At 72.0% G+C, this 24,698-nt stretch carries 25 protein-coding genes; 12 read left to right on the top strand and 13 right to left on the bottom strand.

Going from position 1 to position 24,698, the window contains the following annotated elements:
* Window positions 1-23: 23 nt before the first annotated feature.
* Window positions 24-995 carry a DNA polymerase domain-containing protein gene (locus tag HNR20_RS31605; RefSeq protein WP_184187638.1) on the top strand — a complete coding sequence of 324 codons (972 nt, stop codon included), beginning with the start codon at window positions 24-26 and terminating at the stop codon, window positions 993-995.
* A 10-nt stretch (window positions 996-1,005) separates the two neighbouring features.
* On the opposite strand, the gene HNR20_RS31600 is transcribed toward HNR20_RS31605, so the two are convergent.
* A complete protein-coding gene (locus HNR20_RS31600) occupies window positions 1,006-1,512 on the bottom strand; it encodes an Lrp/AsnC family transcriptional regulator (RefSeq protein WP_184187635.1) in 507 nt (168 codons plus the stop codon).
* Window positions 1,513-1,618: 106 nt separating this feature from the next.
* On the opposite strand from HNR20_RS31600, the gene pdhA reads away from it, so the two are divergent.
* The 4 genes from pdhA (at window position 1,619) to HNR20_RS31580 (ending at window position 7,047) form a co-directional block, all read left to right on the top strand.
* A complete protein-coding gene (pdhA, locus tag HNR20_RS31595; RefSeq protein ID WP_373291109.1) occupies window positions 1,619-2,785 on the top strand; it encodes a pyruvate dehydrogenase (acetyl-transferring) E1 component subunit alpha in 1,167 nt (388 codons plus the stop codon).
* Entirely contained in the window at window positions 2,782-3,798 is a 1,017-nt protein-coding gene (locus HNR20_RS31590; RefSeq protein WP_184189353.1) for an alpha-ketoacid dehydrogenase subunit beta, read from the top strand. Before pdhA ends, HNR20_RS31590 begins: the two co-directional genes overlap by 4 nt.
* On the top strand, window positions 3,795-5,234 hold the full coding sequence (locus HNR20_RS31585) for a dihydrolipoamide acetyltransferase family protein (RefSeq protein WP_184187632.1): 1,440 nt from the start codon (window positions 3,795-3,797) through the stop codon (window positions 5,232-5,234). Before HNR20_RS31590 ends, HNR20_RS31585 begins: the two co-directional genes overlap by 4 nt.
* 133 nt (window positions 5,235-5,367) lie before the next feature.
* Window positions 5,368-7,047: a right-handed parallel beta-helix repeat-containing protein gene (locus tag HNR20_RS31580; RefSeq protein ID WP_229687439.1), complete on the top strand. Its 1,680-nt coding sequence runs from the start codon at window positions 5,368-5,370 to the stop codon at window positions 7,045-7,047.
* Window positions 7,048-7,137: 90 nt separating this feature from the next.
* Here the strand turns inward: HNR20_RS31580 and HNR20_RS31575 are convergent, their stop codons facing one another.
* On the bottom strand, window positions 7,138-9,231 hold the full coding sequence (locus HNR20_RS31575) for a PQQ-dependent sugar dehydrogenase (RefSeq protein ID WP_184187629.1): 2,094 nt from the start codon (window positions 9,229-9,231) through the stop codon (window positions 7,138-7,140).
* 22 nt (window positions 9,232-9,253) lie between these two features.
* Complete coding sequence (locus HNR20_RS31570) at window positions 9,254-10,210, bottom strand: sugar phosphate isomerase/epimerase family protein (protein WP_184187626.1); 957 nt, start codon at window positions 10,208-10,210, stop codon at window positions 9,254-9,256.
* A 647-nt stretch (window positions 10,211-10,857) separates the two neighbouring features.
* Here HNR20_RS31570 and HNR20_RS31565 point away from each other — a divergent pair.
* The gene (locus HNR20_RS31565; RefSeq protein WP_184187623.1) at window positions 10,858-12,126 is read left to right on the top strand and encodes a L,D-transpeptidase; all 1,269 of its coding nucleotides are present in this window, start codon (window positions 10,858-10,860) and stop codon (window positions 12,124-12,126) included.
* A 149-nt stretch (window positions 12,127-12,275) separates the two neighbouring features.
* Here the strand turns inward: HNR20_RS31565 and HNR20_RS31560 are convergent, their stop codons facing one another.
* Window positions 12,276-13,292, bottom strand: coding sequence for an SMP-30/gluconolactonase/LRE family protein (locus HNR20_RS31560; RefSeq protein WP_184187621.1), 1,017 nt, complete (start codon window positions 13,290-13,292; stop codon window positions 12,276-12,278).
* Window positions 13,293-13,590: 298 nt separating this feature from the next.
* Here HNR20_RS31560 and HNR20_RS31555 point away from each other — a divergent pair, with 298 nt between their 5' ends.
* Complete coding sequence (locus HNR20_RS31555) at window positions 13,591-13,977, top strand: STAS domain-containing protein (protein ID WP_184187619.1); 387 nt, start codon at window positions 13,591-13,593, stop codon at window positions 13,975-13,977.
* Window positions 13,978-14,095: 118 nt separating this feature from the next.
* Here the strand turns inward: HNR20_RS31555 and HNR20_RS31550 are convergent, their stop codons facing one another.
* Window positions 14,096-14,488 (bottom strand): FKBP-type peptidyl-prolyl cis-trans isomerase, encoded by a 393-nt coding sequence (locus HNR20_RS31550; protein WP_184187617.1) that lies wholly within the window; start codon window positions 14,486-14,488, stop codon window positions 14,096-14,098.
* Window positions 14,489-14,744: 256 nt separating this feature from the next.
* Window positions 14,745-15,302, bottom strand: coding sequence for a hypothetical protein (locus tag HNR20_RS31545; protein WP_229687417.1), 558 nt, complete (start codon window positions 15,300-15,302; stop codon window positions 14,745-14,747).
* Window positions 15,303-15,554: 252 nt separating this feature from the next.
* Between HNR20_RS31545 and HNR20_RS31540 the strand changes: the two genes are divergently transcribed.
* The gene (locus tag HNR20_RS31540) at window positions 15,555-16,514 is read left to right on the top strand and encodes a TerC family protein (RefSeq protein WP_184187613.1); all 960 of its coding nucleotides are present in this window, start codon (window positions 15,555-15,557) and stop codon (window positions 16,512-16,514) included.
* A 30-nt stretch (window positions 16,515-16,544) separates the two neighbouring features.
* Here HNR20_RS31540 and HNR20_RS31535 read toward each other — a convergent pair whose 3' ends face one another.
* The 5 genes from HNR20_RS31535 to HNR20_RS31515 form a co-directional block, all read right to left on the bottom strand.
* Window positions 16,545-17,270 carry a helical backbone metal receptor gene (locus HNR20_RS31535; RefSeq protein WP_184187611.1) on the bottom strand — a complete coding sequence of 242 codons (726 nt, stop codon included), beginning with the start codon at window positions 17,268-17,270 and terminating at the stop codon, window positions 16,545-16,547.
* Window positions 17,271-17,337: 67 nt separating this feature from the next.
* Window positions 17,338-17,898: a hypothetical protein gene (locus HNR20_RS31530; protein WP_184187609.1), complete on the bottom strand. Its 561-nt coding sequence runs from the start codon at window positions 17,896-17,898 to the stop codon at window positions 17,338-17,340.
* Window positions 17,895-18,416, bottom strand: a complete 522-nt coding sequence (locus HNR20_RS31525) for a DUF6286 domain-containing protein (RefSeq protein WP_184187606.1) — start codon at window positions 18,414-18,416, stop codon at window positions 17,895-17,897. Before HNR20_RS31525 ends, HNR20_RS31530 begins: the two co-directional genes overlap by 4 nt.
* Window position 18,417: 1 nt before the next feature.
* The gene (locus HNR20_RS31520) at window positions 18,418-18,822 is read right to left on the bottom strand and encodes an Asp23/Gls24 family envelope stress response protein (RefSeq protein WP_184187603.1); all 405 of its coding nucleotides are present in this window, start codon (window positions 18,820-18,822) and stop codon (window positions 18,418-18,420) included.
* Window positions 18,819-19,010 carry a hypothetical protein gene (locus HNR20_RS31515; protein ID WP_184187600.1) on the bottom strand — a complete coding sequence of 64 codons (192 nt, stop codon included), beginning with the start codon at window positions 19,008-19,010 and terminating at the stop codon, window positions 18,819-18,821. Before HNR20_RS31515 ends, HNR20_RS31520 begins: the two co-directional genes overlap by 4 nt.
* 162 nt (window positions 19,011-19,172) lie before the next feature.
* Between HNR20_RS31515 and HNR20_RS31510 the strand changes: the two genes are divergently transcribed.
* Both HNR20_RS31510 and HNR20_RS31505 read left to right on the top strand, forming a co-directional pair.
* A complete protein-coding gene (locus HNR20_RS31510) occupies window positions 19,173-20,054 on the top strand; it encodes a DUF2726 domain-containing protein (protein ID WP_184187597.1) in 882 nt (293 codons plus the stop codon).
* Between the two features lie 294 nt (window positions 20,055-20,348).
* Window positions 20,349-21,647: a hypothetical protein gene (locus tag HNR20_RS31505; RefSeq protein WP_184187594.1), complete on the top strand. Its 1,299-nt coding sequence runs from the start codon at window positions 20,349-20,351 to the stop codon at window positions 21,645-21,647.
* A gap of 132 nt (window positions 21,648-21,779) precedes the next feature.
* On the opposite strand, the gene HNR20_RS31500 is transcribed toward HNR20_RS31505, so the two are convergent.
* Window positions 21,780-22,127, bottom strand: coding sequence for a histone-like nucleoid-structuring protein Lsr2 (locus tag HNR20_RS31500; RefSeq protein WP_184187591.1), 348 nt, complete (start codon window positions 22,125-22,127; stop codon window positions 21,780-21,782).
* Window positions 22,128-22,272: 145 nt separating this feature from the next.
* On the bottom strand, window positions 22,273-22,896 hold the full coding sequence (locus HNR20_RS31495; protein ID WP_229687418.1) for a response regulator: 624 nt from the start codon (window positions 22,894-22,896) through the stop codon (window positions 22,273-22,275).
* A gap of 83 nt (window positions 22,897-22,979) precedes the next feature.
* Here HNR20_RS31495 and HNR20_RS31490 point away from each other — a divergent pair, with 83 nt between their 5' ends.
* Both HNR20_RS31490 and HNR20_RS31485 read left to right on the top strand, forming a co-directional pair.
* Window positions 22,980-23,711 carry a sensor histidine kinase gene (locus HNR20_RS31490; protein ID WP_184187585.1) on the top strand — a complete coding sequence of 244 codons (732 nt, stop codon included), beginning with the start codon at window positions 22,980-22,982 and terminating at the stop codon, window positions 23,709-23,711.
* A gap of 87 nt (window positions 23,712-23,798) precedes the next feature.
* Window positions 23,799-24,641: a manganese catalase gene (locus tag HNR20_RS31485; RefSeq protein ID WP_184187582.1), complete on the top strand. Its 843-nt coding sequence runs from the start codon at window positions 23,799-23,801 to the stop codon at window positions 24,639-24,641.
* Window positions 24,642-24,698 lie beyond the last annotated feature (57 nt).

Raw genomic sequence — 24,698 nt, 5'->3', positions numbered from 1 at the left:
TCCGGCGTCGTACCCTCGGGGGCGTGGCGACGGCGGCGGAGGAGATCCAGGTGGGGGAGCGGCTGGTCCGCGTCTCCAGCCCCGACAAGCCGTACTTCCCGGAGCGTGGGCTGACCAAGCTGGACGTGGTCAACTACTTCCTGGCGGTGGGTGACGGCATCCTGCGCGCGTTGCGGGACCGGCCGACGATGCTGGAACGCTGGCCGCGTGGTGTCTTCGAGGGCGCGACGATCGCCACCCGGCAGACCAACCGGGGCGACGCGTTCTATCAAAAGAGACTGCCGGCGGGCGCGCCCGAGTGGGTGCGCACCGCGCACATCACCTTCCCCAGCGGTCGTACCGCCGACGAGGTCGCACCGAGCGAGTTGGCCGTGGTGATCTGGGCGGCGAACCTGGGCACCCTTCGTTTCCACCCGTGGCCGGTCACGGCCGCCGACGTGGAACGACCCGACCAGCTGCGCATCGACCTCGACCCGATGCCCGGCGTCGGGTTCGAGCAGGTGGTGCCGGTCGCCCGGGAGGTGCGGGCGTTCCTCGCCGAGCTGGGCCTGACCGGCTACCCGAAGACCACCGGCGGGCGGGGCCTGCACGTCTACCTGTCGATCGAGCCGCGGTGGAGCTTCGGCGACTGCCGTCGGGCGGTGCTCGCCCTGGGCCGCGAGATGCAGCGCCGGCTGCCGGAGCTGGTCACCACCACCTGGTGGCGCGACCAGCGGGACCGGCCGGTCTTCGTCGACTACAACCAGATGTCCCGGGACCACACGATGGCCTCGGCGTACTCGATCCGGCCCACGCCCAGAGCCCTGGTGTCGGCGCCGCTGGAGTGGGCGGAGCTGGACGACGCCCGACCGGAGGACTTCGACGTGCTGTCCGTGCCGGCCCGCTTCGCCGAGCGCGGCGACCCGCACGCCGGCCTGGACGGTGACCGGCACTCGCTGGAGCCGCTGTTGGAGCTGGCCGACCGGGAAGGGCTGGAAGCCCCGCCCGAGCGGTGACCGGTCTGGCCTACTGCCAGGGGCTCTGCGTCCCGCCGAACTCCTCGAAGACGAGCCATGACCGCGTCGACAGCACCCCCGCGATGCGCTGCACCCGGTCCAGCACCACGTCCCGCAGCGCGGCGTTGTCCGGGGCCCGGACCAGCGCCAACACGTCGTGCTCGCCGCTGAGCAACGCGACGTGCTCGACGTAGCGGACCCGGGCCAGCTCGGCCGACACCTCCCGCCAGGTGTTCTGCTCGATCGTCAACGCCATGTACGCCGAGGTGCCCAGCCCGGCCGCCTCGGGCGCCACCTGGGCCCGGAAGCCGGTGATCACCCCGTCGCGCACCAACCGCTCCACCCGCGCGTACGCGTTCGTGCGGGAAATGTGGATCCGCTCGGCGAGGGTCCGTACCGACGTCCGACCGTCCCGGACCAGCTCGTCGAGGATCCGCCGGTCCACCTCGTCGAGAGCTCGGACCGATCGTCCCGATCCCGCTGCCCGGGCTGCTTCGTCGGCGGTCTCCTGGCTCACAGGTGAATCCTCCGCATACCAATCGTCCCGCCTTCCGCGTGGATCTTGAGTCAATCATCCGACAAGCGGAAGCATAGGCTCACCACACGTCCCAGGAGGTTCCGCCGTGACGACCACTCCCCAGGCGGTCCGCAGGGCATCCCCGCGCACCCGTCGGGCGGCCACCCCGCCCGACCCGGCGCGCCCGCTGCTGCCGGACGCCGAGCCGGTCCGCCTGCTCGACAAGAGCGGCACCCCGCTGCCCGCCCGCACCGACTACCCGGAACCACCCGTCGAGGTGCTGCGCGAGCTGTACCGCCGGATGGTGCTCGGCCGCCGATTCGACATCCAGGCGACCGCCCTGACCAAGCAGGGCCGTCTGGCCGTCTACCCGTCCTCGCGGGGCCAGGAGGCGTGCCAGGTCGGCGCGGTCCTCGCGGTCCGTGACACCGACTGGGTCTTCCCCACCTACCGTGAATCGATGGCGCTGGTTGCCCGGGGCATCGATCCCGTCGAGGTGCTCACCCTGCTGCGCGGCGACTGGCACTGCGGCTACGACCCGACCGAGGTGCGGACGGCACCGCAGTGCACCCCGCTCGCCACCCAGTGCGTGCACGCCGCGGGACTGGCGCACGGCGAGGCGTACCAGGGTCGCGACACCGTGGCCCTGGCCTTCATCGGTGACGGCGCGACCAGCGAGGGCGACTTCCACGAGGGGATCAACTTCGCCGCCGTGTTCAAGGCGCCGGTGGTCTACTTCGTGCAGAACAACCGCTACGCCATCAGCGTCCCGCTGTCGCGGCAGACCGCCGCGCCGTCGCTGGCCTACAAGGGCGTCGGCTACGGCGTGCCCAGCGAGCAGGTCGACGGCAACGACCCGGTGGCGGTGCTCGCCGTGCTCACCCGCGCGGTCGCCCACGCCCGGGCCGGCAACGGGCCGTTCCTGGTCGAGGCACACACCTACCGGATGGAGCCGCACACCAACGCCGACGACGCCACTCGCTACCGCGACGGCGCCGAGGTCGACGCCTGGCGTGACCGGGACCCGATCGCCCGGTTGGAGACCTACCTGCGGGCCCGCGGGGTGCTCGACGACGCGGCGGTCGCCGAGGTCGCCGAGCAGGCCGAGGCGTACGCGGCGGACCTGCGGACCCGGATGAACGACCAGCCCACCGTCGACCCGCTGAGCCTCTTCGACCACGTCTACGCCCAGCCCACCCCGCAGCTGATCGAACAGCGCGAGCAGGTCCGCGCCGAGCTGGCCGCCGCTCGCGACGAGGAGGGTGACGCCTGATGGCCACCACCATGGCCAAGGCGCTCAACGCCGCGCTGGCCGACGCCCTCGCCGCCGACGATCGCGTCGTCGTCTTCGGAGAGGACGTCGGCCAACTCGGCGGCGTCTTCCGGATCACCGACGGTCTGCAGGCCCGGTTCGGTGAGAACCGTTGCTTCGACACCCCCCTCGCCGAGGCCGGCATCGTCGGCTTCGCCGTCGGCCTGGCCATGTCCGGCCTGCGACCGGTGGTCGAGATGCAGTTCGACGCGTTCGCGTACCCGGCGTTCGAGCAGATCGCCTCGCACGTGGCGAAGCTGCGCAACCGGACCCGGGGCGCGCTGAGCGTGCCGATCGTCATCCGCGTGCCGTACGCGGGCGGGATCGGCGGGGTCGAGCACCACTGCGACTCGTCCGAGGCGTACTACGCGCACACCCCCGGCTTGAAGGTGGTGACGCCGGCGACCGTCGAGGACGCGTACTCGCTGCTGCGTGAGGCGATCGACGACCCCGACCCGGTGGTCTTCATGGAGCCGAAGAAGCTCTACTTCGCCAGCGCCGACGCGTCTCTGCCGGCACGGACCGAGCCGTTCGGCCGGGCCGTCGTGCGCCGCCCGGGACGCGACGCCACCCTGGTGGCGTACGGGCCGGCGGTGCCGGTCGCGCTGGAGGCCGCCGAGGCCGCCCGCGAGGAGGGCTGGGACCTGGAGGTGGTGGACGTGCGCAGCATCGTGCCGTTCGACGACGCCACCATCACCGCCTCGGTCCGGCGTACCGGTCGGTGCGTGGTGATCCAGGAGGCTCCCGGCTTCGCCGGGGTCGGCGCGGAGATCGCCGCCCGGGTGCAGGAACGCTGCTTCCACGCACTGCACGCCCCGGTGCTGCGGGTCGCCGGGCTGGACATCCCGTACCCGGCGCCGATGCTGGAGCACACCCACCTGCCCGGCGTGGACCGGGTGCTCGACGCGGTGGCTCGGTTGCAGTGGGACGACCAGCCGGACCCGCGCTGGGCGGCGCAGGGCAGCGCGGCATGACCACCGTCGAACGGACGCAGGTCTTCCTCCTGCCCGACCTGGGCGAGGGGCTGAGCGAGGCCGAGATCGTCGAGTGGCGGGTCGCGGTGGGCGACGTGGTCACGGTCGACCAGAGCGTGGTCGAGGTGGAGACCGCCAAGGCGGTCGTCGACGTGCCCTGCCCGTACGCCGGCCGGGTCGTCACCCTGCACGGCGCGGCCGGTGAGGTACGCCCGGTCGGCCAGCCGTTGATCACCATCGCGCCGCTGGACGGTGGTGACGAGCCCGCGGGGCACGCCACCTACCGCGAGGAGGAGCGGGCCGGCTCCGGCAACGTGCTGATCGGGTACGGCACCGGGCACGGCAGTGCCACCCGGCGTCGGCGTCGACCCCGTCTGGTGCTGGCCCCCGAACCGACCGATGCTGGCCCGGCCGGTGTGGCCGGCCCGACCGATGCTGGCCCGACCGGTGTGCCAGGCCCCAGCGGTGTGCCCGGCCCGACCGGCGGCGCTGGCGCGGTTGCCGGCGGTGTTCCTGCCGGGGCGACCGCGTCCGGCGACCCGACACGGTCGTCGACCGCCCTGGTCATCTCGCCGATCGTGCGGCGGCTGGCCCGGGAGCGCGGCATCGACCTGGGCACGGTGCGGGGCACCGGGCCGGGCGGGGTGATCCGCCGCGCCGACGTGGAGGCGGTGCTGACCGCGCCCGCCGCACGGCTCGCCGCCGTGCCGGACCCGCACGTCGGCCCGGCCCCGTCCACGGACGGCGACGTGATCATCCCGCTCACCGGTGTCCGCAAGGCGATCGCCGACAAGCTCTCGCGCAGCCGGCGAGAGATCCCGGAGGTGACCATCTGGGTCGACGTCGACGCCACCGGGCTGCTGGAGACCCGGGCCGCGATCAACGCGGCGACGCCCGACGCACCCGTGAGCATCCTGGCCCTGCTGGCCCGGATCTGCCTCAGTGGGCTGCGCCGGTTCCCGCAGCTCAACTCCCGGGTCGACACCGAGGCGCAGCGGATCGTCCAGTCCGCCGGGGTGCACCTCGGCATCGCCGCGCAGACCGACCGGGGTCTGCTGGTGCCGGTGCTGCGCGACGCCCAACGGCTCACCACCGCCGAGTTGGCCGCCGAGCTGACGGCGACCACCGCCGCCGCGCGGGCGGGCAGCCTGCCGCCGGCCCGGCTGACCGGCGGCACGTTCACGCTCAACAACTACGGGGTGTTCGGCGTGGACGGCTCGACGCCGATCATCAACCACCCCGAGGCGGCTCTGCTCGGGGTCGGGCGGATCGTGGACAAGCCGTGGGTGGTCGACGGGCAGCTCGCCGTCCGCAAGGTGACCCAGCTCAGCCTCACCTTCGATCACCGGGTCTGCGACGGTGGGGTGGCCGGCGGTTTCCTGCGGCACGTCGCCGACTGCGTGGAGCGCCCTGCGCTGCTGATCGCCGCCGTCTGACGGCGTACCCCGGCCCCGGCGTCGCCTCTGCGGCGCCGGGGCCGGCGCGCGTCCAGGGTTTCCCGGCGGCTCCACCGGGAAGTCGGCCCCGCCGGAACGCACCGAACGCGTCGAAGGGAGCCGGCCCGTGGCCGTGGCGAACGAGCTGCTACTGAACTCGGTCCGGGTACGACGGCCCGCCTCGGCCGGCGCCCCGCTCTACTGCGACGCCCGGGAGTACGGGCTGACCGGCGACGGCGCGACAAATGACCAGCCAGCGTTGGCCGCCCTCGTGGACCGCCTCGGCGCCGGCTACGCCGCGGACGGGCGGGCCCGGGTCATCTACTGCCCGCCGGGCATCTACTCGATCCGCGATGCCGGCACGGTGTGGCGCAGCGGCGTGTCACTGGTCGGGGCCGGTCCGGCGGCGACCCGGTTCATGCTCAGCAACGAGGGCAACCGGGCCGACCCGACTCCGTTGGCCTTCTGGACGACCGTGCAGCACGGCGCCGACCGCGACCGGCACATCGCCGACTGCACCTTCTCCGACTTCCAGATCGACGGCTCCGGCGTGGCGATGGCCGAGTACAGCTACCTGGCCAAGGGGCTCGGCCTCCAGTACGTGGTGCGCGGCGTGTTCCGCAACCTCTACATCCACCACACCGCGGCCACCGGCCTGGGCTGCGACTTCCTTCAGGACTCCCTCATCGACGGGGTGGTGGTGGTCGGCTGCGGCAGGCTGGACAACGGCGAGCAGATCGGTGGCGCCGGCATCGGGGTCGGCATCGGCGGCTGGGGCGCCGAGGAGCGGCTGACCATCGCCAACTGCACCGCGCTGGCCAACGGCACCAACGGGATCTTCCTGGAGCTGCAGAAGGACTACTGGGAACAGCCGCGCGGCTACCGCATCGTCGGCTGCCACAGCCAGGGCAACCGGTTCGGCATCTCCGACTGGGGCGCCGACGGGCTGATCGTCTCCGCCTGCACGATGACCAGCAACCTGGAGACCGGCTTCGACGTGTCGGCGCAGGGCACCTCGTCGGTGGCCGGCCGGGGTGGGCTGCTCACCGACTGCGTCATCGACGGCAACCTGCGCGACGGCGTCAGGATCGGCAACAGCCCCGGCCCGTACACCGTCCGGGGCAACCGGATCAGCGGCAACGGCCGGCACGGCTATCACGCGCTCGACCTCGGGCGCGGCTACCAGGGCTCGATCCGCGACGTCGTGATCGAGAGCAACGAGCTCTGGGGCAACGGGCTCGACGCGATCCGGATCGACCACCAGATGACCGACGCGGTGCTGCTCAACAACCGGATCCGCAACAACGGGCGGCAGTGCGCCCAGGGCGCGGGCGGCAGCGGTGATGCCGTCCACTACGGGGAGCGGAGCCTGGTGGACCGGTCGGCCAACTGGCCACACGACGGGCACCGGGGCAAGGTCCTACGGGTCGGGCGATCCGTTGCCCTGGTGGCCTCGAACACCGGCGACGAACTCACCCTCGCCCCGGTCCGCCCCGACGCGTTCAGCGCGTGGAGCGGGGACGTCCCTCCACCGGGATGCGGATACGAACTGTCTGCCGCACCACAGCGGCGGGCCGGTATCACCATCGAAGCGCCGTTCGACTCGGCCACCATCCGGGGCAACCGGATCTGGGACGGCAACGACGACCAGAGCCAGACGCACGGGCTGTGGATCACCGAGCGGGGCAGTTGTGTGGACTGCCGGGTCGAGGACAACGACCTCGCCGGCAACGCCGACGACGGGATGCGGCTGGACACCCCACCGGTGGGCGGACGCTGGCGGGACAACCACGTCGACAGCGACTGGAGCTGAGCCGCGGCCGGCACCCGCGACGGGCGGGGCGCAACGACGAGCGGCGGCGGCCGGAGTGTCCCGGCCGCCGCCGCTGTCATGGTGAACTGGTCAGCCGGCCAGACCGGCCACCGGCGTCGGGTCCAGCACCACCGTGTCCGAGCCGGACTGTGCCGGTACGCCCGTGTCGGTGTATTCGGCGACGAAGACCCCGGTCAGGTTGTCCGCGCCGCTGTGCCCGCCGTCCAGGAAGGTGACGATGCTTCCGGAGCACCCGCTTGACGTGGAGAGCGGGTGCCCGTGCTCATCGTGACCGAGCACGTAGGTGACCGTCACCCGGGAGCAGTCCACCGGCAGATCGTCGGTGACCTTCACCTCGTACGCGACGGTCTGCCCGAACTGGAACGGCTGCCCGGCCACCGGGGTGACGAATTCGACGATGGGCGCCGTTGGCCCCACCACCAGCGGCAGGGTCGCCGCCGCCGACCGTCCGGTGCGGTCGGTCACCTTCACCGTCGGCGTGTACGAGCCGTTTTCCTGGAACGTCCAGGTCGGGTTCGCAGCGGTGCTGTCCACCGAGCCGTCCGCGTTGAAGTCCCACGCGTAGCGCAGCGCGTCACCGTCCGGGTCGGTGGTGCCGGCGCTGGAGAACGCGACGGTCAGCGGAGCCTGCCCGACGGTCGGGTCAGCGCTGATCTTCGGGATCGGCGTCCGGTTGCCGCGGACGAAGTCGATCCGGGACAACTGGGCGTCCGGGTTCTCGGCGAAGTAGCCATCGCCGTACTCCAGCACGTAGAGCGCGCCGTCCGGGCCGAACTCCAGGTCCATCGGGTTGTCCACCACCACCGATGGCACCACCGACCGGATGTCCTTCACGTCGCCGTCCTCGTCGAGGCGGAACTCCTTGATGTAGTCCCGGGTCCACTCGTAGAACAGCGGCACCCCGTCGTAGTAGGCCGGCCACCGGGTCCGCGACGTGCTGGTCCCGTCGTAGTCGTACGCCGGGCCACCCATCGGACCGATACCGCCGGTGCCGAGCTGCGGGAACTCACCCGACGCGGCGGACGGGTACCAGACCTCCGGCTGCTCGACCGGCGGCAGTTGCCGCTTGCCCGTGTTGTGGGGTGAGTCGTTGACCGGGCGCTTGCAGTTGAACTTCGGACCGGACGTGCCGGTGGCGAAGTCGTAGTCGCGGTAGGCGATCGTCGGCGTCACGCAGTAAGGCCAGCCGTAGTTGGCTGGCTTGTCGATGAGCATCCACCGGCCGTGCCCGGCCGGCCCGCGCTCGGGGTTCGACGAGGACGCGTCCGGGGAGTAGTCGGCCAGGTACACGTTGTCGGTACGCCGGTCGACGGCGAACCGGAACGCGTTGCGCAGCCCCATCGCGTAGATCTCCGGGCGGGTCTGCGCCGTGCCCGGCTTGAACAGGTTGCCCGCCGGCACCGTGTAGCCACCACCGGGCTTCACCCGGATGCGCAGCAGCTTGCCGCGCAGGTCGTTGGTGTTGGCCGAGGTGCGCTGGGCGTCGAACGCGGGGTTACGGTCGGCCCGCTCGTCGATCGGGATGAAACCGTCGGAGAAGAACGGGTTCGTGTCGTCACCGGTCGACAGGTACAGGTTGCCCTTGCCGTCGAAGTCGATCTGGCCGCCGACGTGGCAGCAGATGCCCCGGTCGGTGGGCACGTCGATGATCTTCTGCTCGGTGGTGAGGTTGAGCTTCATCCCCTCCAGCTTGAACCGGGACAGCCGCAGCGCGCCCTTGAACCGCTGCCAGTCGGCTTCGGTGCCGACCAGTGGCGCGTCGCCCTCGTTGACGTCCGGGGTGGCCGGGTCGTCCACCGGCGTGTCCAACGGCAGCGAGTAGTAGAGGTATACCCACTTGTTCTGGGCGAAGTTCGGGTCGATGGCGACCCCCTGCAGCCCCTCCTCGTCGTGCTCGTAGACCGGGACGTCGGCAGCGAGGGTGTTCAGCCCGGTGCGCGGGTCGTGGATGCGGACCTCGCCGGTACGGGAGGTGTGCAGCACCCGCAGGTCGGGCAGGACGGCGAGGCTCATCGGCTCGCCCGGGAAGTCGTTCAGTGTCACTTTCTGGAAGCTGCTGTCCGGCGGCGCGGCCGGCGCGGGCGCGGCTGCCGCCGCCGATGGTGGTACGGCCAGGCCGGCCGTCACCAGCAGCAGGGCGGACACGAATGCGGTCCTGTTCATCAGGTCGTCCCCCGAGGTGGTTTCAGTACCGGAGTGAAGCGAGAAAGTCGAAGCCGACCCGGGCGGTGTCCAGGGCGTCGGCGGGGGAGCGTGGCGAGGTGCCTGCGTCGTCGCGCTCCACGATGTACTCCTCGATGCCGGCCTCCCGCTCGTGGGCGAAGATCCGGCCGAAGTCGATGAGGCCGTCACCGAGGTCGGCGAAACCACCTTCGACGTCGAGGTCCTTGACGTGCACCTGGCGGATTCGGCCGCGGTTGGCCCGGATCACGTCGATCGGGTCGTGCGCGCCCCGCCAGGTCCAGTAGAGGTCGAGCTCGAAGTGGACCAGGCGCGGGTCGGTCTGCCCGGTGAGGATCTCGAAGCCGGTCGAGCCGTCGGTCAACGGCGTGAACTCCAATTGGTGGTTGTGGTAGCCGAAGTCGAGCCCGGCGCGCTCGGCGAGCCGACCGGCGCGGTTCAGGTCCCGGGCCAGGGCACGGTAGACGGCTGGGTCCCGGATCGCCTGGCCGTTGGCGTCCCGACCGAAGTACGGGTGGACGATCTTCTTGCTGCCCAGGATGTTCGCGTCGGCGAGGGCGCGCTCCCAGGTGGCGTCGTCGAAGGGCTGCGGGATGCCGGTGTGCCCGGAGGTGGAGCGCAGGCCGGCCTCGTTCAGCGCGGCCCGGAACTGCGCGGCGGTGCGTCCGACGAAACCGGCGTGCTCCACGCGCCGGTAGCCGATCCGGCGCAACGCGTCCAGGGTGCCGGGCAGGTCGGCGGCGAGCTGATCGCGCAGCGTGTAGAGCTGGATGCTGATCCGGTCGACCGGCACCCGACGCCGGCCCTGGGACTGCCCGACGGGCCCGGCGGTGGCCGGGCTGGCGAGCAGGCCGGCGGCGCCGACGGCGGCGGCCGAGACGGTCGCGGCGCGCAGCACTCCACGCCGGCTGACCGGCTCGGACGCCAGTGCTGGCTCTGGTCGATTTATCTGTTGATCCATGGTGGTGGTCCCTTCCTGACGGCAGGTACGCCGTCGGCGGCAGTCGACCTGGTCGCCGTCGACCTGGCTGCCGTCGCCCGGGCGCGCCGAACCGGCCGGAGACGGGCTTCGGCTGGACGGTGAGGGACGGCGTGCGGGTGCGGCCCAGCCCCATCGGGAGCGGAACGCGGCGACCCGGCAGGGGTGGCGGCAAACTGATCGACAAATGGGCAACCCTCTATCTGGATCGTGACCCTACCCTTGCCCCCGGACGAAGGCAAAGCTTCGTCGCGGGCGGCAGAAGTTTCGCTCCAGTCGACAAAAGTCCGCCCCCGCCGTGCGCCACCGGCTGCGGCCCACTACCTCCGCCGCAGTCGCCTGGCTGTGCCCGATCTCCGCCGGGGCGGCGATCCCGGGGCGTGCCGCCGTCGCTCGGCTTCGTCCCAGGCGGCGCCACCGGGGGCCTGGTATCCGGACAGCCGGTGTCGCGCGCGCCGAAGTGGAGCAGAGGACGTGAGAGAGGCCGCTTGAACCCCTGTTCTGCCAAGTGGAGCATTGCGGGAAAATGCGTCGGTAAATGCGCCGACGATTATTTCCGAATGCCGTGGACGCCCCTGTCGAAGAAGCGAGGATGTGGCAGAGGGAAGTCGAAAACGGGGGGACTGAACATGACGTCTAGGCGGCGATTGACGCTGTTGGCGGTAACCATCGCAGCCGCACCACTCGTCCTGGGTGGATGCACCGCCGACCGGGAGTCGGCGACTGGTTCGGCCAAGAAACACGTCGCCGGCCCGGAGCTCGCCGTGACGCCGGGGGACAAGGCCCGGGACGTCCCGGTCAGCGCCGAGGTGGGCACCGTGGTCAAGGGCGGACGGGTTACCGGCGTACGCCTCACCGACGACAAGGGCAAGCAGGTGAACGCCGAACCGCGCGAGGACGGCTCGGGTTGGGTGCCGAGCGCGCCGCTGCAACCGCGACGGACGTACACCGCGGAGGTGACCGCGACCGGTGACTCGGGTGCCACCACCACTCGCACCACCACCTTCACCACGATGGCGAAATCGACCAAACCGCAGATCACCAGCACGCTGTATTTCGTCGGCAATCGGACGTACGGCACGGCGATGCCGGTAACCGTCGCGTTCGACCCGGCAATTCCAAAAGGGGCCAGAGCGGATGTCCAGCGGCGGTTGTTCGTGAAGACGAATCCCCCGCAGCCGGGCACCTGGTCGTGGCTCGAGGACGGAAGTCAGGTCTATTACCGGGCGCCCGATTTCTGGAAGCCGGGGACCACGGTCAGCGTCCGGGCCGGCCTGCAGGGTCTGCCGATCGGGAAGGACCGGGTCGGCGACGCCGAGCGGACCGCGACCTCCAAGATCGGACGCCAGGTCTCGCTGGAGATCGACAACGCCACCAAGCAGATGACGGTGCTGCGCGACGGCAAGCAGGTCCGCCGGATCCCGGTCAGCCTGGGTAAGCCGAGCACGCCGAGCTCCAGCGGCAAGATGGTGATCATGGAGAAGCACGAGCGGACCACCTTCGACACCCGGGGTGAGCCCAACGGTGGGTACGTGGTCGACGTCGACGACGCCCAGCGCTACACCTGGGGTGGCGAGTTCATCCATTCCGCCCCCTGGTCGGAGGGGGACCAGGGCAACACCAACGTCTCACACGGCTGCGCGAACGTCTCCGCCACCGCGGCCGACTGGTTGATGGGGGTGACCCAGGTCGGTGACCTGGTCACCGTCAAGGGCACCGAGGTGGAGCTGCAACCGGGCAACGGCTGGACCGCGTGGAACGTGAGCTGGGACGAGTTCGCCCGGGGCAGCGCCCTGCCGGTGCCGCCCGGACTCAAACCCGCGCCGGTCGGCCCGGCGCACCCGGGCGCGGTGGCCGGCGGGTCACCCGCCCCGGCGCCCTCGGTCAGCGGCCGCTGAGTCCGGCCTTCGGAGCCGGCCCGCCACCGCGGCGGGCCGGCTCCTGGCTGCCAGCGAACCGATCGCTGGCATCCGGGCGACGCGACACGCCGAGCGCCGCCCTGCTGAGCTGCCAGCGATCGGTTCGGCGTCCGTGGCACCCCGGGCGTTCAGTCCAGCGGTACGCGGGCCACCCCGGGCCCGATCAGGCTGCCCAACCAGAGTTGATCGCCGTGCTGGCGTACCCCGGTGATCATCCAGTAGTGCCCGGTCGGGCCGTGCAGCGTACGGCGGACCGCGCCCGTGCCATCGACCAGCGCGACCAGCCCGTACCGGCGTGGCTGCGGCTGCATCGCGTCCGGCAGCAGCGCGGCGACCTGGCGCAGTCGCGGGTGCGGCAGCAACCGCTCGGCGATCGGCACCCGGGGGCTGGGCAGCGCGATCCAGTACGTCCCGTCGCCCACGGCGGCGAGATTGTCCGGGTACGCGGGCAGGTCGGCGAGGATCCGGACGCCGCCGCTCAGCTCTACGCGGAGCAGGCGGTGGGTGCTGGTCTCCACCAGCATCAGCGCCGACTCGTCCGGGGTCAGCGCGATTCCGTTGGGGAAGTAGAGCCCGTCGGCCACCACCTCGGTGCGGCCGCTGCCCGGATGATGGGCGAGCACCCGACCGTTGGGGCGGTGCTCCAGCAGGTCCCGCTTCCAGTGCGAGACCGGGAACCGGTCGGAGCTGTCGGTGAAGTAGATGGTGCCGTCACGGCCCACCGTCGCGTTGTTGGCCAGGTGCACCGGGGGCGCCGTCCCGGTCAGTTCGCGTACCGCGCCGTCGGGCGTGACCCGCAGCAACCCGCGGTACGCGTCGCAAACGATGAGAGCCTCGCCGGACGGGTCCAACTCGATGCCGAGCGGCCGGCCCCCGGTCTCGCCCAGCAGCCGGGGTCGGGTGCCGGCCGGCGCGTCGGCCGGCCACCACCAGAGCCGCCCGTCCTCGTCCCCGCTGATGACCCGGCCGGCGCCGTCGACCAGCACGTCCTCCGGGCCGACGGCACCCTCGGGGAGGGGCAGCAACTCAGCGTGGTCGAGCCGGCAGTCGTCGGGTGCCCACGCCCCGGCCAGCGCGGGCGGAACGGTTGCCGGCTCGCGGACGGGGCGGATCAGCCGGGGTGGTCGGGGCCGAGGGATCAGCATCGGCCTATTCTCCACCGCCGGTGCCGGCCGTCCCCGAATCGTCGCTCAGGCGGCGTGCCGACGGGCGTGATCAACACCGTATCGGCGAGGTGGGGGTGTTCCGCTGACCTGGATGCCCCGATGTCGGCGACCTGGAGTGGATCATGACCCGGGCAGGCGTTTCGGGGTCGCCCACGCCGCTGCCCCCGGCCTCCACCCCGAGGGGGATGAGGGGCGCCTCGGGGTATGACCCTGGGCGTACCCGGAATCACTCCGCGGAGGGGCGAAACTGTCGGTGGTGGCGGCTAGATTTCTGGGCATGGGAGAGCACAGCGACCGCCTCGACGTGCAGGTCAGCGTGGGTGATCAGGTGGTCGTCATGCGGGTGGCCGGCGAGGTCGACATCGCCACCGTGGCCGCGTTCCGGTCCGCGTTGTGGTCCGCGCCTGCCCGCCCGGTGCTCCAGCTGGAGCTGTCCGAGCTGCGGCTGCTCTCCGCCGCCGGTGTCCGCACTCTGCTCGCCGCGCATCTGCGCGTCCGGGCCTGCGGTGGCGAGCTCGTCCTGGTCGACCCGAGCCCGGTGGTGGCGCGGGTGCTGCGTGCCACCGGTCTGCACCGGGTGATGTCAATTCTGGAGCCGGCCCGGGTGGTTGAGGCCGCGCGTCGCCCGGTGGGCGCGACCGCACACCTGCAGCTGGCCGCCTGACCTAGGCCGAGCCCGCGCTGGGGTCGCTGGCGTGGGCCCGAGCCCGCGCTGGGGTCGCCGGCGTGGGCCGAGCGCGCGCTGGGGTCGCCGGCGTGAGCCGACGACCCCCGGGAATCGGTCAGCGCACGCCGAGCAGGTCGACGATGAAGACCAGCGTCTCGCCCGGCTTGATGACGCCGGCCGCGCCGCGGTCGCCGTACCCCAGGTGTGGCGGGATGGTGAGGCGGCGCCGGCCGCCGACACGCATGCCGACGACACCCTGGTCCCAGCCGGCGATGACCTGACCGCCGCCGAGCGGGAACTCGAACGCCTCGCCCCGGTTCCACGACGAGTCGAACTCGCCGCCGGTGGAGTGCGACACGCCGACGTAGTGCACGCTGGCCAGCTGGCCGGGCTCGGCCTGCGGGCCGTCTCCCACGGTGATGTCCTCGACCACGAGGTCGGCCGGCGGCGCACCCTCGATCGGACCCACCTCGGGCTTGCCCGATCGGGCGCCTGCTGCCTGGTTCATGCGGGGTCTCCTGCCGTGCTGGGTGATGTGTCCGGTCACCGTCGATCCTGCCGGATCACCCCTCACCGATGTGCGGCAGACCCGCTCCCCGCCCCGCCACCCCCTCGCCGATCTTGCACTTTCGGTCGCCGAAGTGCGAAGAATCGCACCTTTCGTCGGGGCAGGAAGCGCAAGATCGGCGGGACGGGGGGAGGGGGACGGGGGGACGGGCGTCACCGGTTTGGGTGACGCCCGTCCTCGGGGGTGTTGCGGTGGGTCAGCGGAGCCAGGGCAGCCGGTGGACTATCGGCAGCCTCGCCCATACCCGGCCTAGGCCCCAGGTGTCGCCGGCATTGACCAGCGCCAGGACCGCCAGCACCGCGGCGTAGATCAGGTGATCGTCCACGAAGGGGTTGTTCTCCGGAGGCAGGACGGCGGTCCACATCAGGACCAGCAGCAGTCCACCGGCCACGGCGGCGACCCGCATGGCGACACCGAGCAGAAGAGCGGCGCCGATCCCGGCCAGTCCGGCCATGAAGAGCCAGTCCGCCCAGGCCGCGCCGGCGATCCCGGTGTAGACGTCCGTGAACGGGCCCGTCACGCCGAAGGTCAGAAAGCCCTTGGTGGGGCTGCCCCCGTTGATCCACGCGCCCTTCGACTCGGTGGCCATTCCGAGGCCGAACACCTTGTCGACGAAGGCCCAGAGGAAGATCCAGCCGAGCGCCAGACGGATGCCGGCCAGGAGGTACCGGACAGGTCGCTTCTCAGCGTTGCCGGCGTTCGGAGCGGTGTTTGTGGCGGTGACCCGCCCGATCGTCGCAGTCATGGTCTCCACGTCCCTTCTCAGCTTCGCACCGCGCTTCCCGGTGGCATCTCCAGTGGACGCTCACGGCGCCGTCGGTGGCAGGGCCGACAGACCGCAACGACCCGGGACGTTGGACCCCCCTCCGGTCCTGTCCGGCAACCGGACGAGGGCTGGGCCGCACTGGCGGGTGAGGTACCCGTCGGAGCGCGGACGGCGGGTCGGTCGTTCCCCTAGGCTCGGAACGGCCGGCCGGCGGGGTAGCGGGCGGGTGCACCGTGGTCGATGCGGAGGGCGTCGGTGGCTGAGGCGACGGTCGCGGTCCCGCTGTGGGCCTGGGCGGCGGTCGGCGCGGTGATCGCGGTGATGCTCGCCGTGGACGTGCTCCTGCACCGGGACAACCACGTCATCGAGCTCCGCGAGGCGCTGGTGTGGAGCGCCGTCTGGATCGGCGCTGGCCTGCTGTTCGGGTTGGTCGTGTGGTGGGGCCTCGGCGGCGACCCGGCCATCGCGTACTTCTCCGGCTACCTGCTGGAGAAGGCGCTCTCGGTGGACAACGTGTTCGTCTTCGCCCTGCTCTTCGGCTACTTCCAGGTGCCGCCGGGTTACCAGCACAAGGTGCTGTTCTGGGGCGTCGTGGGGGCGCTCGTCTTCCGCCTGCTGTTCATCTTCGCCGGCGCCGAGCTGCTGGACCGGCTCGCCTGGGCCGGGTTCGTGCTGGGCGCCTTCCTGATCTGGACCGGCTGGCGGCTGGCCGTACGCGGGAAGCCGGACGTCGACCCGGAACGCAACGTCGTGGTCCGGCTGTTCCGCCGGCTGGTGCCCACCGACGCCCGGTACCACGGCGACCGGTTCACCGCCCGGGTGGCAGGCCGGCGCGTGGCGACGCTGCTGCTGGTGGCGCTCGTCGCCATCGAGGCCACCGACGTGGTCTTCGCCATCGACTCGGTGGCGGCGATCCTCGCCATCACCACCAACACCTTCCTGGTCTGGTCGGCCACCGCGTTCGCCGTCCTGGGGCTGCGCAGCCTCTACTTCTGCCTGGCCGGCCTGCTGCGACACTTCGGCTACCTGCGCTACGGGCTGGCCTTGCTGCTCGCCTTCGCGGGGCTGAAGCTGATCCTCGCCGAGACGCCGGTGGGCAAGCTGCCGGTCTGGTTGACCCTCGCGGTGGTGGTGCTGACCCTGGCGGTCTCCATCGGGGCGAGCGTCGTGCTCCCGCGCCGCCCCGGGGCCCACGGCTGAGCCGCCGGGCCGTGCGCGGAAACGCCGGGGTCAGCCGACCAGAACCGGCCGGGACAGCTGGTCGGCGAGCACCGCGGGCGCCTCGGCCAGCGAGGGGCCGTACCAGGTGAGGTGCCGACCGGAGAGCAGAGCGCACGGTACGCCGGGGAAGGCCTCCGGCCCGTCGTCGGCGGTGAACGTGTACGGCTCGTCGGGCAGCACCACCAGCTCCGGCTCCCGCTCGCGCAGCTCGGCAAGGGTCGGGCGGGGATAGCGATCGGGGTGCTCGTCGTAGCTGTTGACCACGCCGAGCCGGCGCAGCACGTCACCGGCGAACGTGTCACCGCCGAGCACCACCCAGGGGCGCCGCCAGACCGGCACCACCGCCCGGCGGGGCGGCGCCAGCCGGGGCGGCTCGGCCCACGCCCGACGGGCGGCCCGCAGCCAGGCCGGCTCCGCCGACGCACCCAGCTCGGCCAGCAGCTCGCCCAACTCGGTCAACGCGCCCGGGACGGTACGTGGATAGGTGACCCGTACCGGCACGCCGGCCGCCCGCAGCGCATCCGCGTCGGCCCGGCGGTTCTCCTCCACGTTCAGCAGCACCAGGTCGGGACGCAGCGCGCGGACCCGGTCCAGGTCCGGGTACTTGCTGCCGCCGACCCGGGCGACGTCCAGCCCGACCGGGTGGCTGCACCAGTCCGTCGCGCCGACCAGCACCCCCGGCAGCGTCATCGCCACCGCCTCGGTCAGCGACGGCACCAGCGACACCACCCGCATCCCGGTTACCTCCGTCCGCCACCCGTACCGGCACCGATCATGCCCGCTGGGCCGGTCCGGCCTTGGCTCAGGGTTGGCCGGGTTCGATGCGGGCGGTCACGTCGAGGTGCGCCGGCTGGCAGTCGGTCGTCGCCGCGAATCGGCGGACCGCCGCGCGGACGTGCTCGCGTACGCCTGCGGCCGGCGCGTCGGCCGTCAGGTCCACCCGGATCCACACGTCGGGGTGCGGCGGCTCGCCGGTGAGCACCACGCGGGCCCGGCGTACACCGGGGTTGCCGGTCAGGTCGCGAACCAGCGCGTCGGCGAGGACGTCGGCGGCCAGCCGGGTCCGGCCCGGTCGGCGTCCGGGATGGCTCAGGGTGCCCCGCAGCCTGCCGGCGGGTCGCTGCAGCTCTCGGGCCAGCAGGCGCTGCCCGGCCAGGGCGATGAGCACCCCGGCGACTGCCGCGGCCAGGGTGCTCCACGGCGCGGCCGTCCGCCACCGGTCCATCAGCCCGGCGCTGAGCAGCGTCGCCTGAGGACTGGCGCCGTGCAGGGTGCCGAACCCGGCCGCCAGCGCCGCTGCGCCGGCTGCCACCAGCAGCAGCGCGATGATGGTCCACAGCAGCCGGTGCCCGGCGTTGGTCATGCCGGCCGCCTCCGCGGCTGGAGCCGGACGTCGACCCGGGCCGGGCGCGGCGCGGTGAGCCGGTGCAACTCCTGGTGCACCGCGTACTCGATCTCCGCCCGGGCCGCCGGGTCGCCGGTCGCGCGCACCCGGGGGCGCCACTGGCCGCCGCGTCGCCGGACCCGGACCCGCGCGCGGCGTACGCCCGGGACGGCGCTGGCGGCGTCGGCCAGCCGCCGCTCCACACAGCGCCGGTGCAGGTACCAGCCGTCGCGTTCGTCGGTGCGCAACCGCACCGGCGTCCACGGGCGCAGCTGGGCGACCAGGATGGCCAGACCCAGCAGCACGGCCGCGCCGGCCACGGCCCGGACCGTCGGGTCGCGCCACGGGGTGCTGCTCAGGGCGGCGAACCAGCCGGCGGTGTCGAGTGGCGCCGGGCGGTCCAGGGCGAGCAGCAGTGCCTGGACGGCCGACAGCGACCCGCCGACGAGCAGCGCGGTGGCCAGCAGCAGTGAGGCGACCCGGTTGACGCTCCGCATCTCAGCCGTCCTTCGGCAGGAGGGTCGCGGGGGCCGCGGAGACGTCGACGCCGGGGACGAGCAGGTCGTCCACGGTGACAGTCACCACCGCCACGCTGAGCCCGGTGGTCGCGGTCACCCGGTCGGCGACCACCGCCCGGACCGTCTCGGCGATGGTTGGCACGCTGTGCCCGTACCAGGTGATCAGGTGCAGGTCGAGTCCGACGGACCGGTCGTCCAGGCGGACCGCCGCCGGACGGACGACGGCCACGCCCGGCACCAGGCCGGCCGCCTGGACCGCGATCCGCGCGACGTCCGCCGCGTCGGCCGGGCGTCGTTCCGGCCCGGTGGCGTCGGCCGGGCGTCTTTCCGGCCCGGTGGCCAGGTTGGTGCTGGGGCTCGTCCCTGCGGACGGGCCGGTGGTCATCGGCGTCGCCGTGGTTCGGCGTGGCGGTCGCCGAGGCCGGTCACCGCCAGGTCGCCGTCGAGCACCCGGACCACCAGCCAGCCGAGCAGGCCTGCGAGTACGGCGAGGGCGGCCACGCCGGCGCCGGCGAGCGCCCAGACCGCTACGGCGAGAAACCCGGCGAGGAAGCCGAACTGCTGTCGCGACATGGTCACCTCCGGCCGGCCCGTTACCGGCGGTCGCTGGATACACCCGGGGGCCATCCCTGGAACGTCGCACGACTGTGATCCCGATCACACCCGAAGTCGGTGGACCATGATCGACCACCTAGACTCGGCCCGGCTCGACCGACCGGCGGATGGATCAGGCAGATGACGAGCATCGGCAGCGACGACCGCGGCTTCCTGCGGGCGGTGCCCGCCGACGGTGGACGCGACACGATGCTCAGCCGCGCCGACCACCGGGTCTATCCGGCGCGCCGGCTCAGCGACCTGGTGCAGGGTCGCCCACCCGGCGTCACTGGCAGCCAGTGGAGTTCCGCCAGCCGCGCCAGCTTCGATTTCGTGGTCTGCGCCGCCGACACCGGGCGGGCGATCGTCGCCGTGGAGATCGGTCCGGTCGCGGCCGCCGGCTCGGCGGAGCAGCGCGTCGAGCGACTCAAGGACGCGGTGAGCGCGGCCGTCGGGCTGCCGGTGTTGCGGATCGGATCGTCGACGTTGCGGGCGGCCGAGCACGGCCGACGCCTCGTGGAGTACGTGATCGACGCTCGCGCCTACGCGGCGGGCGGTGCCGGGGTGACCGCCGCCGAGGACGAACCTGCCCCGGTGGGCTTCCGGGACATCCTCGGTCGGCTGCCGGACGGCCGTACCGGGCCGGTCAACGACCTCGGCGCGCTGACCCGCGCGGCGGCCGTCGAGGCGTACGTGGCCGGGCGGGTGGCCGACCCGATCGTGCGAGGCCTGCACGTGCGCTGGGCGGACGGGCCGGCGCAGGGGTGGAGTTGGGTGCAGGTCCGCCCCGACGCGTGCCTCGTCGAGCGGGTCTCGGTGACCGAGCACCGCTTTTCGTGCGGCATCGACCCGGCCCGACTGGCCGAGGATCTCGCCGCGGTCGCCGTGGGTGAGCGGCTGCGTACGAACGGGCTCACGGACCTGCTGCCGCGCACCGAGTTGACCGCGCAGATCGTCGAGTTGAGCCGGCGCCGCCACGAACTCGTGGGCGGGTTCGCCTTCGACCACCTCTGCGCCGACTGACGGGCGCGCGTTTTACCTGCTGATTCCTGCTCCGCACCGGCTCCGCGTCGGGTCGCGGCAATTTCCTGTGCGCCGGTTGAACCTTCCCGGTCGCCGTCCCGTACTCCTGCGCGAATGAACAGGATCTCCCCATCCGCGTCGACCTGACGCGGGAGACGGTGCGGAAAGGGCATCGTCGGCCATCGACGCATTACCGGGTAGGTCACGGTGGTCGCCGCCGTGGCGTGCCATCTCACATCCGTCGGTCCGCCGAGGGCAGGAATCCACTACCGGATCGAGAAGGAGAGCAATTCGATGCGCAGGTCCACACGGGCGCGCCGGTCATCCGGCAACGCGCGGAGCAAGCGTCTGCTGGCCGTTGTCGGCACGCTCGTGGTCTTCGGCGGAGTCGTCGCCGTGACCCAGATTTCGTCGGCCCAGGACCGGCGGACAAATAAGCCGCGTCCGGCTGCTGGGCAATGCGTGGAGCCGAGCCCGGGCTCGACCGCGCCGGCTGGCAGCTCGACCAGCCGAACCTGGCAGAACGGTCGGTGGGTGCGTAATCACTGGGGTGACGGACAGCAGTCGGTCCCCGAGTGCGAGGACGGCAAGGACGGCACCGTGGGCACCGGTACGGCCATTGCCTGTCCCGATGTGACGGCCAAGCTGCCGCAGGTGCCGGCCCAGGCGCGGGCCGAGGTGGATCGGGGCCTCGCCCAGTTGCAGTCCCAGATCGCCGAGGCGGACCGACGGCTGGCAGCCGAGGGCAACAAGGGTGAGGCGTTCATCCGTAGCGCGATTCTGCAGCCGTTGAGAGACAAGCGGCGCGCGGTGCTGGACCGGATCACGACCGCGATCGACCGGGTCGGGCCTCGGCCGCAGGGTCTCGCGCAGCTCGCCGACTGCCAGGTGCAGCCGACCGGCAACACGGGCGGCAACAACGGTGGTGGGAGCAACGGCGGCGGTCCCACCAACGGTGGCAACAACGGTGGTGGCAACAACAACGGCGGCAACAACGGTGGTGGCAACAACGGCGGTGGGAACAACGGTGGCAACGCCCCCGGCGCCGGGCTCGGCGTGCTGGCCAACGACTGCGACGAGAGCCAGCTCCAGCCGCACGACGGTTTCCAGATCGGCAACCGCTGTGTGAGCACCGAGTTCGGTGAGGTCGGCGCCGCCGCCAACAACCCGTCCCTGCTGATTACCCAGTTCCCCGACCAGGTCGGCCGCAACCAGGCGTTCACGCTGCGGGTCAGCACCCGCAACCTGGTCCGGGACCGCTTCCTGGCCGCCGGTCAGGGTGGCTACTACGTGGAGAGCTCGCTGCTCAACGCCCAGGGCCTGGTCCGGGGCCACTTCCACACCGCATGCCGGATGTTGGACAGCCTGACCGCCCCGCCGGAGCCGCAGGAGGTGCCCGCGTTCTTCGTCGCGACCGAGGACGGCCGCGGTGGCGCCCAGCCCGACGAGGTGACGATTCAGATTCCGGGCCTGCCGGAGTCGGGCACCGCGCAGTGCTCGGTCTGGGCCGGTGACGGCTCGCACCGCCTGCCGATGATGGAGCGGGCCAACCAGACCCCCGCGTTCGACTCGGTGCGTATCGACGTCAACTGATCCGACTGCACGAACGGCGGCCGGTCATCCAGGGCGACATCCCTGGGTGACCGGCCGCCGCGTCGTTTCGGTGCCCGGACAATCTGACGGGGTCCGGCCGTTTCCGGCGGGACCCCGTCGTGAACTCCTGTGTCAGCGCGCCTTGTACGCCTCGACGACCTCAACCGGGATCCGGCCCCGTTCGGAAATCTTGTAGCCGTTCTTGACGGCCCATTCCCGGATGGCCCGGTTCTGCTCCCGATCCATTCCGGCACCGGTGGGTCGCCCCGGCCGCCGGACTGAACGGGTGCTGTCCACCGGGCCGCGCCCGATCCGCCGACCCGCATTGATGTACGGATCCAGTGCCTTGCGCAGGACGCCGGCATTTTCATCCGAGACGTCGATCGTGTAGGCCACGCCATCGAGACTGAACTCGACCGTCCGGTCGGCCTTGCCGCCGTCCAGGTCGTCGGTCAGGACCGTGATTACTTTTCTCGCCATTGCCGATTACTCCCTGTGTGCGGCGGGATGTGTCCAAAGTCTGACCTATCACCCCGGTAATCCGCAACAATATGCCTCCCATTCATTCGGCGCGTCGCGATTCCGTTACCCAACAAAACCGCGAATCGGTGCGATGAAGGGGGCTTCAATCGCCGAGGAGACCGGTGTGACCGGCGACGGCGGCCGCCTCCGCCCGGTTGGACACCCGCAGCCTGCGCAGCAACGCGGCGGTCATCCGTTTCACCGTCCGCTCCGAGACGTGCAGTTCTTCGGCGATGTCGACGGTTGTGCGGCCGGTGGCGATCGCCCGCAACAGCCGACGTTCCTCGCCGTCCAGGTCGACCGGTGTGGCGTGCGTGGGTCGCAGCATGGCGCGCAGCAGTCCGGCCGGCAGCACCGCCCAGCCGTTGAGGATGGCCACCAGCGGGGGAAGTAGTTCCTCCGGTTCGCTGGTCTTCGGCAGGAACCCCTCGGCGCCGGCTCGCAGCGCCTCCAGCGCCGGTGCGGGGTCGGCGGAACCGGACATCGCGACCACTCGTACCCCCGGGGTGGTCCGCCGGATCGCGGCCACCGCCCGGATGCCACCGGGTGCCGGCATGTGCAGGTCGACCAGGGCCAGGTCGGGGTGGCAGCGGCTGACCAATGCCGCCGCGGCGGCGGCGTCGCCGGTCGAGGCGACGACCTCGGCCCGGCCTTCGGTGGTGATCGGGAGCAGCAACTCCAGGCCGCGGACGAAGAGGGGGTGATCGTCCACGACAACGAGTCGCATGGTGGAGGCTCCCGGCATGTCTGCGCCGTTCCCCAGCGGGTACCGATCATGCGGGTACGCACCGAACGAGGGGAGTCGGGTGGATGCGCGCACGGCACGGTTTGCAGGGCCTGCTGCGAGGGTTGCGCCGAATCGAGCCGGTGCCCGGCGACATTCGGGAGCCGCAGGTCGATTCCGAGTTGTTGCTGCGGGTGTTGTGCCACGAGTTTCGCACGCCGATCAGCACCCTGACGTCGCTGATCCGCGCACTCGCCGACGAGCGTCGCGAGCTGACCGGCGCCGACCGGCGGGCGATCACCGAGCTGGCCCGTGACCAGGCCGTCCACCTGCAGAGCCTGCTGCGCGACGCGACCGCCGGCATCGGAGCGCTGGCGTTGGTCCCCCAGCCGGAGCCGGCCGTCGCGCTGGCGGGCATCCTGCGTGAGGTCGCCACGCTGGTGCCGGCCGGTCGGCGGCGTGCGCGGGCCACCCGGCGGGCGGGCTCCTGCCCGGTGCCGGCCGGGCGGACCCGGCAGGTGCTGGTCAACCTGGTGGAGAACGCGTTGCGGCACGGGCCGCCGGAGGGGCAGATCGGGCTCTACGCCACGCTGCGCGGTGCCGGCCTGAGCATCCTGGTCACCGACGAGGGTGGGGTCGACGACGCGCTGCTGGTCGCGTTGCGCCGCCCGACGCCGGCCGTCGGGATGTCCGGTCTCGGGTTGTGGATCGTGCGGCAGCTCGTCGTGACGGATGGGGGAGCGCTGCGGGTGCACCGGCTGCAGCCGCGCGGCGTGGCGCTGGAGGTGCTGCTGCCGATCGCCGGCCCGGTGCGCTGACCCGAGGGGGACGTGGGTTGGCGCGTTCGGGCCACCGGGACGGGAACGGCCTCGCTACCCGATGTCGGGTACCGAGGAGGAGGTCGGATGTTCCGTCATGTCAAGGACCTGCAGTTCGAGGCCAGGCCGGACGGCCCGGACGCCGCGTTCGCCCGCCGGTTGCAGGAGGTGCTGGGCGGCAAGTGGGGCGAGATGACCGTCGCCAACCAGTACCTCTTCCAGGGCTGGAACTGCCGGCTGCCCGGCAAGTACAAGGACCTGTTGCTCGACGTGGGCACCGAGGAGATGGGCCACGTCGAGATGATCGTCACGATGATCACGCGACTGTTGGACAACGCGCCGCTGTCGCTGTCGGAGGCCGTCGCCGACAATCCGGGAGGCGGGGCGATCTACGCCGGATCGAACCCGGCGCACTTCATCCATGGCGGTGGCGGGGCGTTGCCCACCGACGCCAACGGGGTGCCCTGGAGCGGCGCGTTCATCACCGCGAGCGGAAACCTGCTGGCCGACTTCCAGCTCAATGTCACCGCCGAGGCGCAGGGCAGGCTCCAGGTCTCCCGGTTGTTCAACATGACGGACGACCCGGGCGTCAAACAGATGCTGCGCTTCCTGCTGGCTCGCGACACGATGCACCAGAACATGTGGCTCGCGGCGATCGAGCAGCTCAAGGAGGACGGCCTGGAGGACATGCCGGTGCCGGAGGCGTTCCCGGACTCCGGCGAGTTCACCGCGGAGTACAGCCACACCTACCTGGGCTTCTCGTCGGGCACCGACGCCGCCGAGGGTCGGTGGGCGGCGGGACCGAGCCCGGACGGCAAGGGCGAGTTCCGGTACGACGACAACCCGCGCGCGAACGCCCCGGAGCCCCTGCTGCCCCCGGGAGATCCGCGGTTGTACGGCACGAACCCGGAGGCGGCCGGCTCCATCTAGTGTCCTGGGTCACAGATCGGAACAAGGGGAACGCTTTGTTACTTGAGTGAGACACGC

Origin of the sequence: Micromonospora parathelypteridis (assembly GCF_014201145.1) — a bacterium.
GTDB classification, from domain to species: Bacteria; Actinomycetota; Actinomycetes; order Mycobacteriales; family Micromonosporaceae; genus Micromonospora; species Micromonospora parathelypteridis.
The sequence above is the reverse complement of the archived record's forward strand: the minus strand, read 5'-3'. Positions and strand labels throughout refer to the sequence as shown.